13 protein-coding genes and 1 other annotated feature are annotated in these 14891 nt (G+C 50.2%); of the genes, 3 read left to right on the forward strand and 10 right to left on the reverse strand.

Going from position 1 to position 14891, the window contains the following annotated elements:
- Nucleotides 1–121: 121 nt before the first annotated feature.
- Nucleotides 122–1051 carry a cysteine synthase A gene (gene cysK, locus ABJ225_RS11325; protein ID WP_347320228.1) on the forward strand — a complete coding sequence of 310 codons (930 nt, stop codon included), beginning with the start codon at nt 122–124 and terminating at the stop codon, nt 1049–1051.
- A gap of 108 nt (nt 1052–1159) precedes the next feature.
- Here the strand turns inward: cysK and ABJ225_RS11330 are convergent, their stop codons facing one another.
- The 3 genes from ABJ225_RS11330 to pepV are packed head-to-tail and all read right to left on the reverse strand — an operon-like array spanning nt 1160 to nt 3767.
- On the reverse strand, nt 1160–1438 hold the full coding sequence (locus tag ABJ225_RS11330; protein ID WP_218247260.1) for a hypothetical protein: 279 nt from the start codon (nt 1436–1438) through the stop codon (nt 1160–1162).
- A gap of 13 nt (nt 1439–1451) precedes the next feature.
- Nucleotides 1452–2309, reverse strand: coding sequence for a D-amino-acid transaminase (gene dat, locus ABJ225_RS11335; RefSeq protein ID WP_347320230.1), 858 nt, complete (start codon nt 2307–2309; stop codon nt 1452–1454).
- Between the two features lie 45 nt (nt 2310–2354).
- Entirely contained in the window at nt 2355–3767 is a 1413-nt protein-coding gene (gene pepV, locus ABJ225_RS11340; protein ID WP_347320232.1) for a dipeptidase PepV, read from the reverse strand.
- Nucleotides 3768–4120: 353 nt separating this feature from the next.
- On the opposite strand from pepV, the gene ABJ225_RS11345 reads away from it, so the two are divergent.
- Nucleotides 4121–4342, forward strand: coding sequence for a DeoR family transcriptional regulator (locus ABJ225_RS11345; RefSeq protein WP_056534809.1), 222 nt, complete (start codon nt 4121–4123; stop codon nt 4340–4342).
- 653 nt (nt 4343–4995) lie between these two features.
- On the opposite strand, the gene ABJ225_RS11350 is transcribed toward ABJ225_RS11345, so the two are convergent.
- Together ABJ225_RS11350 and ABJ225_RS11355 are read right to left on the reverse strand one after the other, a co-directional pair.
- Nucleotides 4996–5712, reverse strand: coding sequence for a pseudouridine synthase (locus tag ABJ225_RS11350; RefSeq protein ID WP_056534805.1), 717 nt, complete (start codon nt 5710–5712; stop codon nt 4996–4998).
- A gap of 56 nt (nt 5713–5768) precedes the next feature.
- The gene (locus tag ABJ225_RS11355) at nt 5769–7388 is read right to left on the reverse strand and encodes a putative polysaccharide biosynthesis protein (protein WP_056534803.1); all 1620 of its coding nucleotides are present in this window, start codon (nt 7386–7388) and stop codon (nt 5769–5771) included.
- A gap of 226 nt (nt 7389–7614) precedes the next feature.
- Between ABJ225_RS11355 and ABJ225_RS11360 the strand changes: the two genes are divergently transcribed.
- Nucleotides 7615–8883 (forward strand): BaiN/RdsA family NAD(P)/FAD-dependent oxidoreductase, encoded by a 1269-nt coding sequence (locus ABJ225_RS11360; protein WP_218247745.1) that lies wholly within the window; start codon nt 7615–7617, stop codon nt 8881–8883.
- A gap of 268 nt (nt 8884–9151) precedes the next feature.
- Here the strand turns inward: ABJ225_RS11360 and ABJ225_RS11365 are convergent, their stop codons facing one another.
- From ABJ225_RS11365 to ABJ225_RS11385, 5 genes are all read right to left on the reverse strand, one after another.
- Nucleotides 9152–9334: a sporulation protein Cse60 gene (locus tag ABJ225_RS11365; RefSeq protein WP_048007400.1), complete on the reverse strand. Its 183-nt coding sequence runs from the start codon at nt 9332–9334 to the stop codon at nt 9152–9154.
- 102 nt (nt 9335–9436) lie between these two features.
- A complete protein-coding gene (locus ABJ225_RS11370) occupies nt 9437–9751 on the reverse strand; it encodes a rhodanese-like domain-containing protein (protein ID WP_218247744.1) in 315 nt (104 codons plus the stop codon).
- Nucleotides 9752–9810: 59 nt separating this feature from the next.
- Nucleotides 9811–12225, reverse strand: coding sequence for a leucine--tRNA ligase (gene leuS, locus ABJ225_RS11375; RefSeq protein WP_056534798.1), 2415 nt, complete (start codon nt 12223–12225; stop codon nt 9811–9813).
- A gap of 92 nt (nt 12226–12317) precedes the next feature.
- Nucleotides 12318–12535 (reverse strand) — a binding site (T-box leader).
- A gap of 132 nt (nt 12536–12667) precedes the next feature.
- On the reverse strand, nt 12668–13444 hold the full coding sequence (locus ABJ225_RS11380; protein ID WP_218247743.1) for a 3-hydroxybutyrate dehydrogenase: 777 nt from the start codon (nt 13442–13444) through the stop codon (nt 12668–12670).
- A gap of 15 nt (nt 13445–13459) precedes the next feature.
- Entirely contained in the window at nt 13460–14782 is a 1323-nt protein-coding gene (locus ABJ225_RS11385) for a GntP family permease (protein WP_218247742.1), read from the reverse strand.
- Between the last annotated feature and the right edge of the window lie 109 nt (nt 14783–14891).

A 14891-nucleotide genomic window follows, 5' to 3' on the forward strand; every position in this document is an offset into this window, starting at 1 on the left:
AACCAGTACAGGGGGAAATACATGGGAAATGACCCGTAAAGCTGATTTATTTGATAGAATTTATAGGATTGAGTAGGATAGAAAGTAACGATAATAAGACAAGACAGAAAGGATGTTCATCATGAAAGTTGTGCAAAACATCGCTGATTTGATCGGGGATACCCCCCTTGTGAAACTAAATCGATTGGCTCCGGTAGAAGGAGCGGACGTGTACGTGAAACTGGAATTCTATAATCCAAGCAAGAGTGTAAAGGACCGGGCCGCTTACCATATGATCACAGAGGCGGAAAAAGCGGGCCTATTGAAAGAAGGGGCTACCATCATTGAGCCGACGAGTGGTAACACGGGCATCGGCCTCGCCATGAATGCAGCCGCAAGAGGGTACCGGGCAATCCTCGTGATGCCTGACACGATGACGCAGGAACGGATTAACCTTCTCAAGGCATACGGAGCCGAAGTGGTTCTCACCCCGGGTGATGAAAAGATGCCTGGCGCAATTGCGAAAGCAAAGGAACTGACGGAGTCCATCGAGAACGGCTTCATGCCCATGCAGTTCGAGAATCACGCCAATCCTGACGCACACAGGCAATCCACTGCCATCGAAATTGCAGAAGCCATGGAACAAATCGGCAAGCCCTTGGCCGCATTTGTAGCCACTTCAGGTACTGGAGGTACAATCACCGGAACAGGGGAAGGCTTGAAGACGTATTATCCCGACCTCGACATCCACGTCGTGGAACCGGCAGGATCCCCCGTCCTCTCTGGAGGGAAGCCGGGTAAGCATAAACTCGTCGGCACAAGCCCAGGCTTCGTTCCGGAAATCCTGAATACGGAGATCTATAATGAAATTCATAGGATCGAGGATGAACAAGCTTATGATATTGCCAGGAGGATGGCAAGCGAAGAAGGGATCCTTGTCGGCCCATCCTCAGGCGCTGCCTGCTACGCTGCCATCGAAGTGGCGAAGAAGCTATCCCCGGATCAGGTTGTGGTATGCATCGCATGCGATACGGGAGAACGTTACCTTTCAAGCGATCTCTTCCGTTTTTGATTCTCTGAGACCGTTTAATCCCACTGGCCGGTCTGAGCAGTCAGTCTCAGCTTTTAGATAAAGGAAAGGACCCTTCGTTTGAAAACGGAGGGTCCTTTTTGCCTGCGCTCATTTCAATGAACGGTAGTGAAGGATGAAGCGGTCTGGTGAAGATTTGATGACGAAGGTCCGCACACCGATGATGGTGTGGAGATACAAGAAACAGTAGCCTGCCGATAGCGACCTGCTGGTCACGTCGAACACATCGCCTATGACGAAAACATTGGAAGGGGTCTCGATTCTATCATTGTACAAATGGATGTATCCGACCGTCTCGATCGTTTTCTGCGTCTCTTCCTCTATGCGGCGCTCTGTCTGCATGAAAGGCTGTGAATAAATGGCTTTCAAAGGATTCTCCCGATCAATGGGCCACCGGAGCCTCTTGCTCGATCCGCTTCCTGAAAGCCCCCTGGAGTTTTCTCGTGACAGCCCCCGGATGCCCCTCCCCTACAAGGCGTTCACCGATTTTCACAACAGGCATCACCTCGGACGTGGTGCTTGCGATGAAGACTTCATCTGCAGACAACAGCTCGTCAAGGGTAAATGTGTCCTCTTGGAACGGGATCCCTTCTGAACCGGCGACGTCCCGGATCACCCTTCTCGTGATCCCGTTGAGGATCAGGTTTGTGGCAGGATGGGTTCTCACGACTCCGTCTTTCACCATGAATGCATTAGAAGAAGATCCTTCTGTCACAAGATCTCCCCTGTGAAGGATCGCCTCGAAATGCCCCTCAGATGCAGCTTCCTCCTTGGCAAGAAGATTGCCGAGGAGATTCAGGCTCTTGATGTCACATCGCAGCCAGCGAACATCTTCGATAAGCTTCACCGTGACACCCTGATCCATCTGAGACTGTGGTACGGGCACTTCCTTCGTATAGGCGACCACACTGCCTTTCACGTCAGATGCCGGGAAATGATGCTGACGGGAGGCGACCCCGCGAGTAGCCTGAAGGTAAACAATTCCGTCATGGATCGAATTGGCTTCGATCAAACGGTTGATCAATCCTGTGAGCTCATCCATCTCGTGAGGGATATGGAGCTTGATTTTCTCAGCACTCTGATAGAAACGTTCCATATGCTCTTTCATGGTGAACGTCTTTCCACCATAAACCCTGACGACTTCATAGATTCCATCGCCAAACTGGTATCCGCGGTCTTCGATATCGACTTTCGCTTCTTTCCGATCCATCAATTCACCATTCACAAATACTGTTTCCATCCTGCACTCCCCTTTATATATAGTCTGTCGTTAGATTCCTCCTCATTAGGAGGATTGTTCACACGTCAATTCGTAGATGGCCTGGGCATAGATGGCCGTCGCTTTCAGCAAATCTTCGATATACATATATTCATCTTTTTGGTGAGCAATGTCTTCACGTCCCGGGAACAGGGCACCGAATGCCACGCCGGTTTCCAGGCTCCTTGCATAGGTACCTCCACCGATGCTGAGGAGTTCCGCTTTCTCACCCGTCTGATCTTCATAAACCTTTTGCAGGGTACGGACGAAGTCATCATCGGCCGATACATGGTGAGGTTCACTGTCATCGAAGTTTTCGATGGTGTACCCTTCGATTGCGTCGAGGATCTTGCGTCCTTTTACCATATCGAATGTAACAGGATAACGCATGTTCAACCCGATTCTGCCCCCATCATCCTCGGAGAAGCGGAGTTTCCCGACATTGATGGTCAAATCGCCGGTGATATCATCCGTAAAGCTCACCCCAAGCTGGACACCACGTGAATCCTTGAAGAAATGCTCGGCCGTGAATCCGAAGTATTCAGCCTCATAAGGAGCGAGGGGCAGCTTGCTGAGGAACGCCGCCAGATAAAGGCCTGCGTTCTTCCCATTATCAGGCTCCATCCCGTGGGACGATACCCCTTCCATCGTGATGACAAGCTCCCCATTTTCCATGAAGCAGTCACCCTTGATGCCTTCTTTCTTCGTGTAGGTGTCAAAGTATTGCACCCATTTCGTATGATCTTCCTCCATGCGAAGGACAGCTTTCGCATGATCCGGCACCATATTGTAGCGACGGCCGGATTCAAAGTGCTTTACGCGGATTCCTTCAGCTTCTGCATCCCGTGTACCTTCCTGGACGAGATCATAGTCCGCGATCCCTTTTTCAGCATAGATGATCGGGAAGTCGGCATCTGGCGCAAAGCCCATTGTCGGCATTTCTTCATTCTCGAAGTAGTGATCGACGCATCTCCAATCACTCTCTTCATCCGTCCCGATGATCATGCGGATCCTCTTGTTAAACGGGACGCCGAGTTCCTTCACGATCTTCATGGCATAATACGCCGCCATGGTCGGACCCTTATCATCAATGGCTCCACGCGCAAAGATTTTCCCGTCTTTGATTTCGCCGCCGAACGGATCGACACTCCATCCATCCCCTTCAGGGACCACATCGACGTGGCAGAGGATCCCAAGAAGGTCTTCTCCCTCACCGAACTCAAGATGCCCGGCAAGATTGCCGACATTCTTCGGTGTGAAACCATCCTTTTCCCCAAGAGAAAGCATATAGTCCAATGCTTCCTTCACTCCTTTACCAAGGGGAGCTTCCTCCGTAGTATCTTCTTCATCCATGACGCTTTTGATTTGCAAGAATTTCTGAAGATCCTTCAGTAAATCGTCCTTTCGGTTTTCCACTTCATTCATCCAGTTTATCGTCATTCTAACACCTGCTCTATATGTAATAGTTTTCTCCCTCCCATTTTATACTGTTTGCCTTGTAAAACCAAACAGGAACAACAAGAAAATTCACTGCATCTTACATGTTTTTTCATATACAAACATATTCTAGAACCAATCCCATCCATTTGAATGGATGAAATCGAACAATTCCCTAGATATTTTTCTGGAATAGCGTTACAATGTAGTTGTCTGACATTTCAAATTTATAAAATGACCCGGAACCGCGGTCAACAAAAGGGGTTGTCTAAAGCGCTTAGTACTTAGGTAGCACGTGTGGTGCACAGTAGACACTGTAGTCTTTGCCTTTGGAATAATGATGAGGGAGTGGTTTCTTGAAACCTTCAACCAATCGTATGCTGAATAGAATCAAGGCTGTATACATGTACATCAATAAGAAAGGTACAGTAACAACTCAAGATCTTGTAGACGAATTTGGCATTACTCCACGCACCATACAAAGAGATCTCAACGTATTGGCCTACAACGACCTGGTCGAAAGCCCAACAAGAGGGCACTGGACCACAACCACAAAAAAAGTAAAAATGACGAGTTGATTATAGAAAAGCGGAGGCGGGTCGGTCTGACCCGACAAGCATAAGACGAAACCCCCGGAAAGGCGTTCCTTGCCTTTTTGGGGGTTTTGGCTTACATCCAGATATACAATCCGATTCTTTATTTGCGACTTTTTGTTGATACGGGCGATAATGGTGGATTGTTTGTAAACCTCCCCATTATTAAAAGCAATATGTAAGGCAGAATAGTATCAAATTCCCCGATCGACATATAACGACTTTCTTCGCACTCGCTTTATGAGGATTTTCTCTTCCTTCCCACCAAACTCAGAGCCTGAGAACAACCTTATTTGCAAATTCAAAAGATTTAATTTCGACTTTTCTGAATTTATTTGTGACATTTCAAATTTTATTTGCGAATGACTTTTGCCGGGCAATTTCTATTTGCGATTAACCACCCTTACGTACGAAACCGTTCTTTAATCTACCATTCACCTGCACTAACGTACGATACTCCCAACTCAGTTGTCCTCTCCACGCTTCGTGTTCGTGCACAACCAGCACACACATTCCTTCGCCACTAACTAGCCTGCATACTTGTTTCTCACTTCACGTTTATCAACTTCTGCGTTCTTATCCAGCATGCATCTACCCTCACGAACAAAAAAAGCGACCCCGTCAGGAGCCGCCTTCGTTCATTCCGGTTTATATTCCTTCAGCATCGTCACTTCTTCTTCCGTCAGCTCCCGGTACTCACCGAGCTCGAGGTCCCCGAGTCCAAGCGGTCCCATGGAGATCCGCTTCAAGTAGGTCACTTTCTTCCCGACAGCTTCGAACATCCTTTTCACCTGATGAAATTTGCCTTCGGTGATCACTAGTTCGATTTCGGATTGAGGTGCAGATTCTAGGATTGTCAGTTTGCCTGGCTTGGTTTCATACCCATCATCGAGGGTCACGCCGGCGGCAAATGCCTTCACGTCGGATTCCGTGACCTCGCCCTCGATGCGGGCATAGTAGGTTTTCGGAACGTGCCGTTTCGGTGATAGAAGCTGGTGGGACAGCTGTCCATCGTTTGTAAGAAGTAGCAAGCCCTCTGTGTCTTTATCGAGCCTGCCGACTGGAAATGGTTCAAAGATCTGGTCTTCCATCTGAAGGAGGTCGATGACCGTTTCATCGTTCTGATCCTCCGTAGCGGAAATGACGCCTGGTGGTTTGTGCATGAGGAGATAGATGAACTCCCTGTACTGCACTTCTTCCCCGTGCAGGACGACGGTATCGGTTTCGGGATTCACATGGCTCTTCCCGTCCTTGACGACTTCCCCGTTCACTTGAAGTCCGCCTTCTTTCAGCAGCTTCTTGACTTCTTTCCTGCTTCCATAGCCCATATTGGCCAGCATTTTATCAATACGCATGATGCGTCACTCTCCTTCTAATTGAAAAGGGGATGAGTGATCATCCCCTTTGTGGTTTATCCGATTCGTAATTTGCTTCGCAAGCGGGTAATGCGATCTCCGAATAGCTTGTCCGCGAGCCTGCTTCTCATGCTGATGTAGAAGTACACGAGTCCGCCGACGCCGCCGCAAATGGCGACGATGAAGATCGACTGGAATCCTGAAGCCGGGTTCAGGAATTTCACAAGCAGCCAGTAGATGGCCAGTACGACGACTGCCATGACGATATTGATCGCGGCGATGAATGCCGTCCTCCTGATGATGAGCCTGAACTGATACCGGGCGTATTTCTTGATCACGTAGAGATTGATCAGGATCGCCACGATATAGCCGATGGAGGTGGCGAGGACCGCCCCTTCCGTTTCAAACAGTTTGATGAGGGGGATGTTGAGGCTTAGCTTCAATAATAACCCCACAAGCAAGCTGAAAATCGTGAACTTCTGCTCATCGATCCCCTGTAGGATCGCCGCCGTGACGGCAAACAGGGAGAATAGGATGGCGACCGGTGCGTATGCCCGCAGTACGGATGTACCAAGTGCATCGCTATGATAGAACATCGTATACGTCGGTTCGGCAAGAAGCGCAATGCCGAGGGCTGCCGGCACGGTCAGGAACAAGAGGATCTGGAAGGTCTGATCGATATTCCGTCTCATCGTCTTCCGGTCACCGCTCGTATAGGACGTGGTGATCAATGGAATCAACGTCATGGAAAACGCCGTCGCGAGCGACACCGGTATGATGACCAATTTATGCGTGTAGAAATTCAAAACGGCGAATGCATGGTCAGAAACCCTGGCATTTCCGATATCTGCCATGGCGGTATTGAACGTGATCTGATCCACAAGCTGGAAGAGCGGGTTCGCCAGTCCAACGAAGATGAACGGGACGGAATACGCAATGATCTCCTTGTACATGGAGCGCAGGGAAACCTGCACCTGTCCTTTGTCTTCAAGCATGAGCTCGTCCAGCTGCGGCTTCCGTTTGAACCAGTACCAGATGAGGACGACCAGGCTTGCGATCCCTCCGATGAAGGCCGCGAATGTGGCGACACTGATGGCAGTCGTCACGGTGCCGTTCATGACATTCAAGACCACATAGATCCCTCCGAGGAGGAAGATGATCCGTACGATCTGTTCGACGACCTGGGAGAGCGCCGTCGGTCCCATGGATTGATACCCCTGGAAGAACCCCCGGATCAAACTCATGAACGGGATGATGATCAGGGCGAAGCTCACAGCCCTGATGACCGTCGTCACCTGAGCGACCGTGATGACCTGGTCATCGCTCTTGATGGTCATCTCGGCAAAGATCGGAGCGAAAGCATACATGATGAGGAAGGAAACGATCCCGGTAATGGTCATGAGGAAAAGGCCCGACTTGAACAGCCGCCTACCTACCGCATACTCTTCTATGGCATTATATTTTGATACGAACTTTGACACGGCAAGCGGCACTCCGGCCGTCGCCACGGTCAAGAATATAGTGTAAGGAACATAGCCGTACTGATAAAGGGAGGCCCCTTCTTCATGTCCCCTCAATAAACGGTCGAACGGTATAACATAAAAAAGACCCAAAAACTTGGAAATAAAGGTCCCGAGCGTCAAAATAAACGTTCCGCGAATTAGTTTTGATGACATAGTATCCCTCTCAATTTACCTTGTTGCACTTATTCTCAAAAAAGAGACTTGGAATAAACACTCTGAAATTTACACACTATGAGTAGTTTACTACTGTATGAAACGAATGACAATTTTTTTCGGATGGTTGTTTTTCAAAACAAGCCCATTTAAAATAAAGAGAACCTTAATGGGTCTTTTTCCATTCAAACAAACAATCTTATCAGAATAGAAGTTGGTGTAATCAATGAAAAAAACATATGATGTCATCGTCATCGGAGGGGGTCCCTCCGGTCTCATGGCAAGCATTGCCGCTGCAGAAAAGGGTTCCCGTGTCCTCCTGATCGATAAGGGGACGAAGCTCGGCCGTAAGCTCGCCATTTCAGGCGGCGGACGATGCAACGTTACGAACCGCCTCCCCGTGGACGAAATCATCAAGCATATCCCTGGGAACGGCCGCTTCCTCTACAGTGCGTTCTCTGAATTCAGCAATGAAGATATCATTTCCTTTTTCGAGAATCTCGGGATCGCCCTCAAGGAGGAGGATCACGGCCGGATGTTCCCTGTGTCCAACCGGGCGATGGATGTCGTCGAAGCCCTCCTCGATCAGATGAAAAGGCTCGACGTCCAGATCCGTACAAGTACGACAGTGGATGAGATCCTGTATGAAGACGGCGCTACCGTCGGCGTAAGACTGAAGGACGGAGATGAACTCGGCGCTGCTGCCGTCGTCGTGGCCGTTGGCGGTAAATCCGTTCCCCATACCGGATCCACCGGGGACGGTTACCCGTGGGCAGAGAAAGCAGGGCATACCGTCACCGACCTCTTCCCGACGGAAGTCCCCCTCACATCCGATGAGCCGTTCGTCAAGCGCAAGGAGCTCCAGGGACTCTCCCTCCGCTCCGTGGCGCTCAGCGTGATGAACCCCAAAGGGAAAAAGATCATCACCCACCGCATGGATATGATCTTCACCCATCTCGGGGTCTCGGGTCCGGCCGTCCTCCGGTGCAGTCAGTATGTGGTAAAGGCCATGAAGAAATGGAACCTCACCCATGTCACGATGGAAGTGGATTCCTTCCCCGATGAGCACGATGAACAGCTGTTCCAGCGCCTCCACAAGCAGGTGAAGACCGATGGGAAAAAGTCGGCTAAAAACCTGTTCAAGGGCCTCGTGCCAGAGCGCTACCTTCATTTTCTATTGGAGAAGTCCGGGATCGACCTCGATGAGAAGGGTGATCACCTCGCAGTCGATCACCTCCGCCAATTCGCCCGGTTGCTGAAGCACTTCACATTCACCGTGAACGGGACCCTATCCATCGATAAGGCCTTCGTCACAGGCGGTGGCGTGTCCATCAAGGAGATCGAACCGAAGACGATGGCATCCAAAAAGATGAACGGACTCTTCTTCTGTGGAGAGGTGCTTGATATTCACGGCTATACCGGCGGGTATAATATCACATCCGCACTCGTCACCGGTCGTCTAGCAGGGTCCAATGCAGCCATTGCGCAGTCCTGAATAAGTTGCATAGAGGTGGGGACAAAACGAAAAAAGGTGACATGTTATGACGAACACAATCAGTCTAGGTTCTGTATGCCGGTCATGATTTCCGTGCAAGACTTCGCTTTCCGCAGGAGTCTTCGTCTCGCACTCCAATCAACCGCTAGAAACAATGAAATAAAGATGAGCATGAATGAATACAATAACCCGAATGTATTTGCCTTTCCGCAAGCAAATACATTCGGGTTTTATTATGATTGAAGCACGTTTGTCCCAGCTTCTATTTTTATTTTTTGTAGATCACCATGGCAGAAAAGCAGTAGATCTGTTCTTCGTCATCTTCCGGCAGGGCGGCTACATGGTACTTGATATCCACGATCTTTTTCTCATCCAGCTCCTTCAAAAAACCGTTCATATCCTGCTCCAGATCCTTTTCATGCTCATAATCGAACACTTTCACCTGTATCACGTTCACCACTCCCGTTTTTGCTAACAGTATGGACATTTTTCTTATTATTCAAACAAATAAACCTAAAAAAGAGGACGCCCGTATTGACGTCCTCTCATCAGCTTATTTTTTTGGTTCTGTACTCCCTGACCAGTCCAGCATGCCGCCTTCCATGTTGACGACCTTGTAACCCTGGTCTTGAAGGTAGTGAGCTACATTTCCGCTTCGGTTACCGGAACGGCAGATCAGGAAATATTCCTTGTCTGTATCGAACTTATCGAGTGAATCGGGGATATCGCCCATCTTGATGTGCCGCGCGCCCGGGATCATGCCCTCGGCCACTTCTTCATCTTCTCGTACGTCGACGAGTTCAAGCGTTTCTCCGTTTTCGAGTTTCTTTTGAAGTTCATCTGTTGTAATGGTTTTGATTTCCTGCATCATCATCTTCCTTTCACGGTTCGTACCATGATTATAGCAAAGGTGCTGTCGGAAACAAACTAGTTCGCCACGATGTTGACGAGCTTGCCTGGTACGGCGATGACTTTACGAACCGTTTTCCCTTCGATCTGGGCTTTGATTTCTTCATGGTCCTTCGCCAGCTGTTCAAGGTCTTCCTTGTTCATGTCTGTCGGGATCATCACTTTTGCACGGACCTTTCCGTTCACTTGAAGGACGATTTCCACTTCGTTGTCGATGAGTTTCGACTCATCGAATGTCGGCCACGCTTCATATGAAATGGTCCCTTCATGTCCGAGCTTGCTCCAAAGCTCTTCTGCCATATGAGGGGCGATCGGAGACAAGAGTTTAATGAAGCCTTCGACATATTCCTTAGGAAGTTCATCGGCTTTGTATGCATCGTTGATGAAGACCATAAGCTGGGAGATACCCGTGTTGAAGCGGAGTCCTTCATAATCCTCGGTCACCTTTTTGACGGTTTGATGATAGGTTTTATCGAGTTTTTCATTCGGACGGTCCGTTACCTTTCCGCTGAGCTGCCCGTCTTCTTCCACAAGGAGGCGCCATACACGGTCAAGGAATCGTCTCGCTCCGTCAAGACCGTTTGTGCTCCATGCTACAGACGCTTCAAGCGGCCCCATGAACATTTCGTACAAACGGAGTGTATCTGCCCCGTGTGACTCGACGATTTGATCCGGGTTGACGACGTTGCCTTTGGATTTACTCATTTTCTCATTGTTTTCACCAAGGATCATTCCCTGGTTGAACAGCTTCTGGAACGGCTCCTTCGTCGGTACCACACCGATATCGTAAAGGAATTTATGCCAGAATCGTGCGTATAGAAGGTGAAGGACGGCATGCTCGGCGCCTCCGATATACGTATCAACCGGAAGCCATTCCTTCATCTTCTCGGCATCTGCAAGGGCCTCTTTGTTGTGCGGATCGATGTAGCGGAGGAAGTACCAGCAGCTTCCCGCCCATTGTGGCATCGTGTTCGTTTCACGACGGCCCTTCTTGCCTGTTTCGGGATCGGTGACGTTCACCCAGTCGCTGATGTTGGCAAGTGGGGATTCACCCGTGCCTGAAGGCTTGATTTCCGTCGTCTTCGGAAGGATCAACGGCAACTCGCTTTCAGGTACTCCCGTGGCAGTACCATCTTCCCAGTGGATGATCGGAATCGGTTCACCCCAATAACGTTGACGGCTGAACAGCCAATCACGGAGGCGATAGGTCACTTTTTTCGTACCGATACTCTTCTCTTCAAGCCACGCAATCGCCTTTGTGATGGCCTCTTCTTTCCCCAATCCATCGAGGAAGTCGGAGTTGACGTGATCCCCATCTCCTGTGTAGGCTTCCTTGTCGATATCTCCGCCTGAAACCACTTCGATGATCGGTAGACCGAATTCTTTTGCGAACTCATAATCCCGTTCATCATGTGCAGGTACTGCCATGATGGCTCCTGAACCGTAGCTCATGAGAACATAGTCGGCAATCCAGATCGGCATTTGTTTGCCGTTCGCCGGATTGATGGCGTAGGCACCGGTGAATACACCAGTTTTTTCTTTGGCAAGATCCGTACGCTCAAGATCGCTCTTTGCTTTCACTTTGTCGAGATACGCTTCTACCTTCTCTTTTTGCTCCCCTGTTGTGATCTTTTCTACAAGGGGATGTTCCGGTGCAAGGACCGCGTAGGTTGCGCCGAAGATCGTATCGGGACGGGTGGTGAATACGTCGAATGATTCATCGTGGCCATCGATGTTGAAGACAACCTCCGCGCCTTCGGAACGTCCGATCCAGTTGCGCTGCATATCCTTGATGCTCTCCGGCCAGTCCACATCATTCAGGTCTTCGAGAAGACGATCGGCATAGGCTGTGATTTTAAGGATCCACTGTCTCATCGGACGGCGCTCGACCGGGTGGCCGCCACGTTCGCTCTTCCCGTCGATGACCTCTTCATTGGCAAGGACCGTACCGAGGGCAGGGCACCAGTTGACAGCTACTTCGTCCACGTATGCCAAACCTTTTTCATACAGCTTAAGGAAGATCCATTGCGTCCATTTATAGTAATCCGGATCCGTTGTATTTACTTCGCGGTCCCAGTCATAAGAGAACCCGAGGGATTTGATTTGTCTGCGGAAGTTGTTGATGTTCTGTTCCGTGAAGATGGCAGGATCATTCCCCGTATCCAGTGCATATTGTTCTGCCGGTAGGCCGAATGCGTCCCAGCCCATCGGATGGAGGACATTGTAGCCTTGCATGCGCTTCATCCTTGAGAGGATGTCCGTCGCCGTGAAGCCCTCCGGATGCCCTACATGAAGCCCGGCTCCTGAAGGATAAGGGAACATATCAAGGGCATAGAACTTTTTCTTCCCAGGGTCTTCCGTCGTTTTGAATGTCTTGTTTTCTTCCCAGTGTTTCTGCCATTTCGTCTCGACTTGCTTATGATTAAAACTCATCGTGAGACCTCCTTAGTGGTTTTACTTTCTTCGATAGCTGGAGATCGGGGCCATTGCCTTGAAATACAAAAAACTCCCGCCCCAAATAAGATATTTGGGACGAGAGTTTGGTTTATACTCCCGCGGTACCACCCACATTAGTGTACGCGCACTCAGCTTCATTCAACCATAACGCGGCAAACGGCAGATCCTACTCCATTCAGATCTGCGACTCAACAGGCGAGTTCATGAGGTCTTCCGATTGACTTTCACCAGCCGTCAACTCTCTGCTCCGGGACTCATCATTACTACTCCTGATCAACGTCTCATATAGTACTATCATATATATGGTCTATTTTAGTCAATTGTATACCTTCACGCAAGCCCTTTTTATTCTTGGGGTCCAAATGACAGGAAAAGCGGCGTTCACCCGGTGTAACAGGCGAACGCCGCTTTCAATCTTCTATTGGACGGTGTAGCCCCCATCGAGTACGACCGATTGACCGGTCACGCCCTTCGCCGCATCACTGCAGAGGAATAGGGTGTAATCCGCAATTTCCTTCACATCGAGAAGCCGCTTCTGAGGAACAAGGGGGTAAATCACTTCTTCTACGACCTTATCGAGCTCCACTCCCCTAGTGGAGGCAAGGTCTGCGAGCTGATTCCGGACGAGGGGGGTATCGACATACCCCGGGCATACGGAGTTGACCGTGATCCCCTGGTCTGCCGTTTCAAGTGCGGCAACCTTCGTCAACCCGATGACGCCGTGCTTCGCCGAATTATACGCAGCCTTGCCGGAAAAGCCGATGAGGCCATTGATGGAAGCCATATTGATGATCCGTCCCCACCGCTGATCCCTCATATGGGGCAATACCGCCTTGATGGCCATGAAGGGTGCAGTGAGCATCACTTTGATGAGCAGTTCAAACTTTTCGGTGGGGAATTCGTCGATATGGGCGACGTGCTGAAGCCCTGCATTATTGATCAGCACATCGACCCGACCGTATGCCTCCACCGTCCTGTCTACTGCTCCGCGGATATCCTCTTCGGACGTCACGTCGCATTTGATGCCTTTGGCCTCGAAGCCCTCTTTACGGAGGGAGCTTGCAGCTTCTTCCACTTTCTTTTCATCAAGATCGGTCAGGACGACCTTCGCTCCCTTGACCGCGAACTCCCTGCCGATCTCATACCCGATGCCTTGCGCAGCTCCTGTGATGAATACGATTTTATTTTCTATCATGATGGAACTCCTTTCTTAAATACCTAATCCAAGTGAGAATAGGATGATGGCAATGACCACCCCTATCGCTGGCACGATGACCGTTAACGCACCTACAGCCCCATAGGCCGCTTCATGGGTTTCATTACAGATCGAGCGGATCGTTGTGACGACATAGCCATTATGCGGCAGGGAATCCAATGCCCCGGACGAAATCGATACGACCCTGTGCAGTGCTTCCGGATTCACACCCATATCCATGTAGTGAGGCGCGAGCAGTGGCAGCGCGATTGCCTGACCACCCGACGATGATCCCGTCATACCGGCAATGACACTGACGGCGATGGCTCCCCCGATCAACGGAGATCCTGGAATGCTCGTCATGGCCGTCACCGCTGTTTCAAATGCAGGAACCGCTTTCGCGACGCCGCCGAAACCTACGACGGCTGCCGTGTTTCCGATGGCGATCAGCGCACCGACGGTTCCTTCAGATACCGCACCCCAGAAGCCTTTGAAATACTTCCTGTTCAACAGATACGTGGTGATGACTCCGCCAAGCAGGGCAATGATGAGCGCCGATTGCTTCAATGAATCATGGAAGGCAAAGGACAATCCAAGCACGACGAGGAGCGGGATCAGACCCATGATCGGATTCGGAAGCGGACGCCCTTCATCGATGATCGGATCTTCTTTTCTCGCTTCAAATCGCTCCCCTTTGGCCAGCGCTTTCTTGATCATGCGTTTCAACCACCAGTAGCCGAACGAGGCCATGAAGACCGCGACGATGATGCTGACTTCCCAGCCGGCATAAGGTGTGGTTCCAAGATATTCAATCGGGATCCAGTTCTGGATCTCCGGAGATCCAGCAGACGTCATCGTGAAGGTGACGGACCCCAGGGCCAGGGCAGCCGGGATGAAGCGTCTCGGAAGATCCGCCTGCTTGAATAGGCTCAGGGCCATAGGATAGACAGAAAAGGCGACGACGAACAGGCTGACTCCGCCATACGTCAAGATGGCACAGGATGCCACGACGGCAAGCACTGCATATTTCATTCCCATTTTCTCGACAACAAAGCGGGATACGCTGTCTGCTGCACCACTGTCCTCCATCACCTTACCAAATACGGAACCGAGCAGGAACATGAGATACCAAGCCGCTACAAATCCCGTGAACCCACCCATATAGTTCGTTACGAGATCCGCTTCCCCTTCTGCAGCCAGCTGCGGGAAAAGAGGCATGCCGCTGAGGATTGCCACAAACAGTGCTGCTACCGGACCGACAACCAGGATATTCATGCCTTTCATCGTTAAATAGATTAATAGTAAGAGTCCTCCAATAAGTCCGATCATACTTAACATTCTTGCTCCCCCTTTTTTTGTAATCGTTTACACCTTTTAGCACCCACCAATCGGGTTTTGTTCCCCTTTCACATAATGTACTTGCAAGGTTCGTGCCAAGTTTTTAACT

The organism is Rossellomorea sp. RS05, from assembly GCF_039822645.1.
In the GTDB taxonomy this organism is placed as follows: Bacteria; Bacillota; Bacilli; order Bacillales; family Bacillaceae_B; genus Rossellomorea; species Rossellomorea marisflavi_B.

Coding starts and splice junctions, on each gene's coding strand:
- dat (WP_347320230.1), bottom strand. CDS start 2,309: ATGGAAACAGTATTTGTGAATGGTGAATTGATGGATCGGAAAGAAGCG.
- ABJ225_RS11360 (WP_218247745.1), top strand. CDS start 7,615: ATGAAAAAAACATATGATGTCATCGTCATCGGAGGGGGTCCCTCCGGT.
- ABJ225_RS11380 (WP_218247743.1), bottom strand. CDS start 13,444: ATGATAGAAAATAAAATCGTATTCATCACAGGAGCTGCGCAAGGCATC.
- ABJ225_RS11385 (WP_218247742.1), bottom strand. CDS start 14,782: ATGTTAAGTATGATCGGACTTATTGGAGGACTCTTACTATTAATCTAT.
- leuS (WP_056534798.1), bottom strand. CDS start 12,225: ATGAGTTTTAATCATAAGCAAGTCGAGACGAAATGGCAGAAACACTGG.
- pepV (WP_347320232.1), bottom strand. CDS start 3,767: ATGACGATAAACTGGATGAATGAAGTGGAAAACCGAAAGGACGATTTA.
- ABJ225_RS11350 (WP_056534805.1), bottom strand. CDS start 5,712: ATGCGTATTGATAAAATGCTGGCCAATATGGGCTATGGAAGCAGGAAA.
- cysK (WP_347320228.1), top strand. CDS start 122: ATGAAAGTTGTGCAAAACATCGCTGATTTGATCGGGGATACCCCCCTT.
- ABJ225_RS11355 (WP_056534803.1), bottom strand. CDS start 7,388: ATGTCATCAAAACTAATTCGCGGAACGTTTATTTTGACGCTCGGGACC.
- ABJ225_RS11370 (WP_218247744.1), bottom strand. CDS start 9,751: ATGCAGGAAATCAAAACCATTACAACAGATGAACTTCAAAAGAAACTC.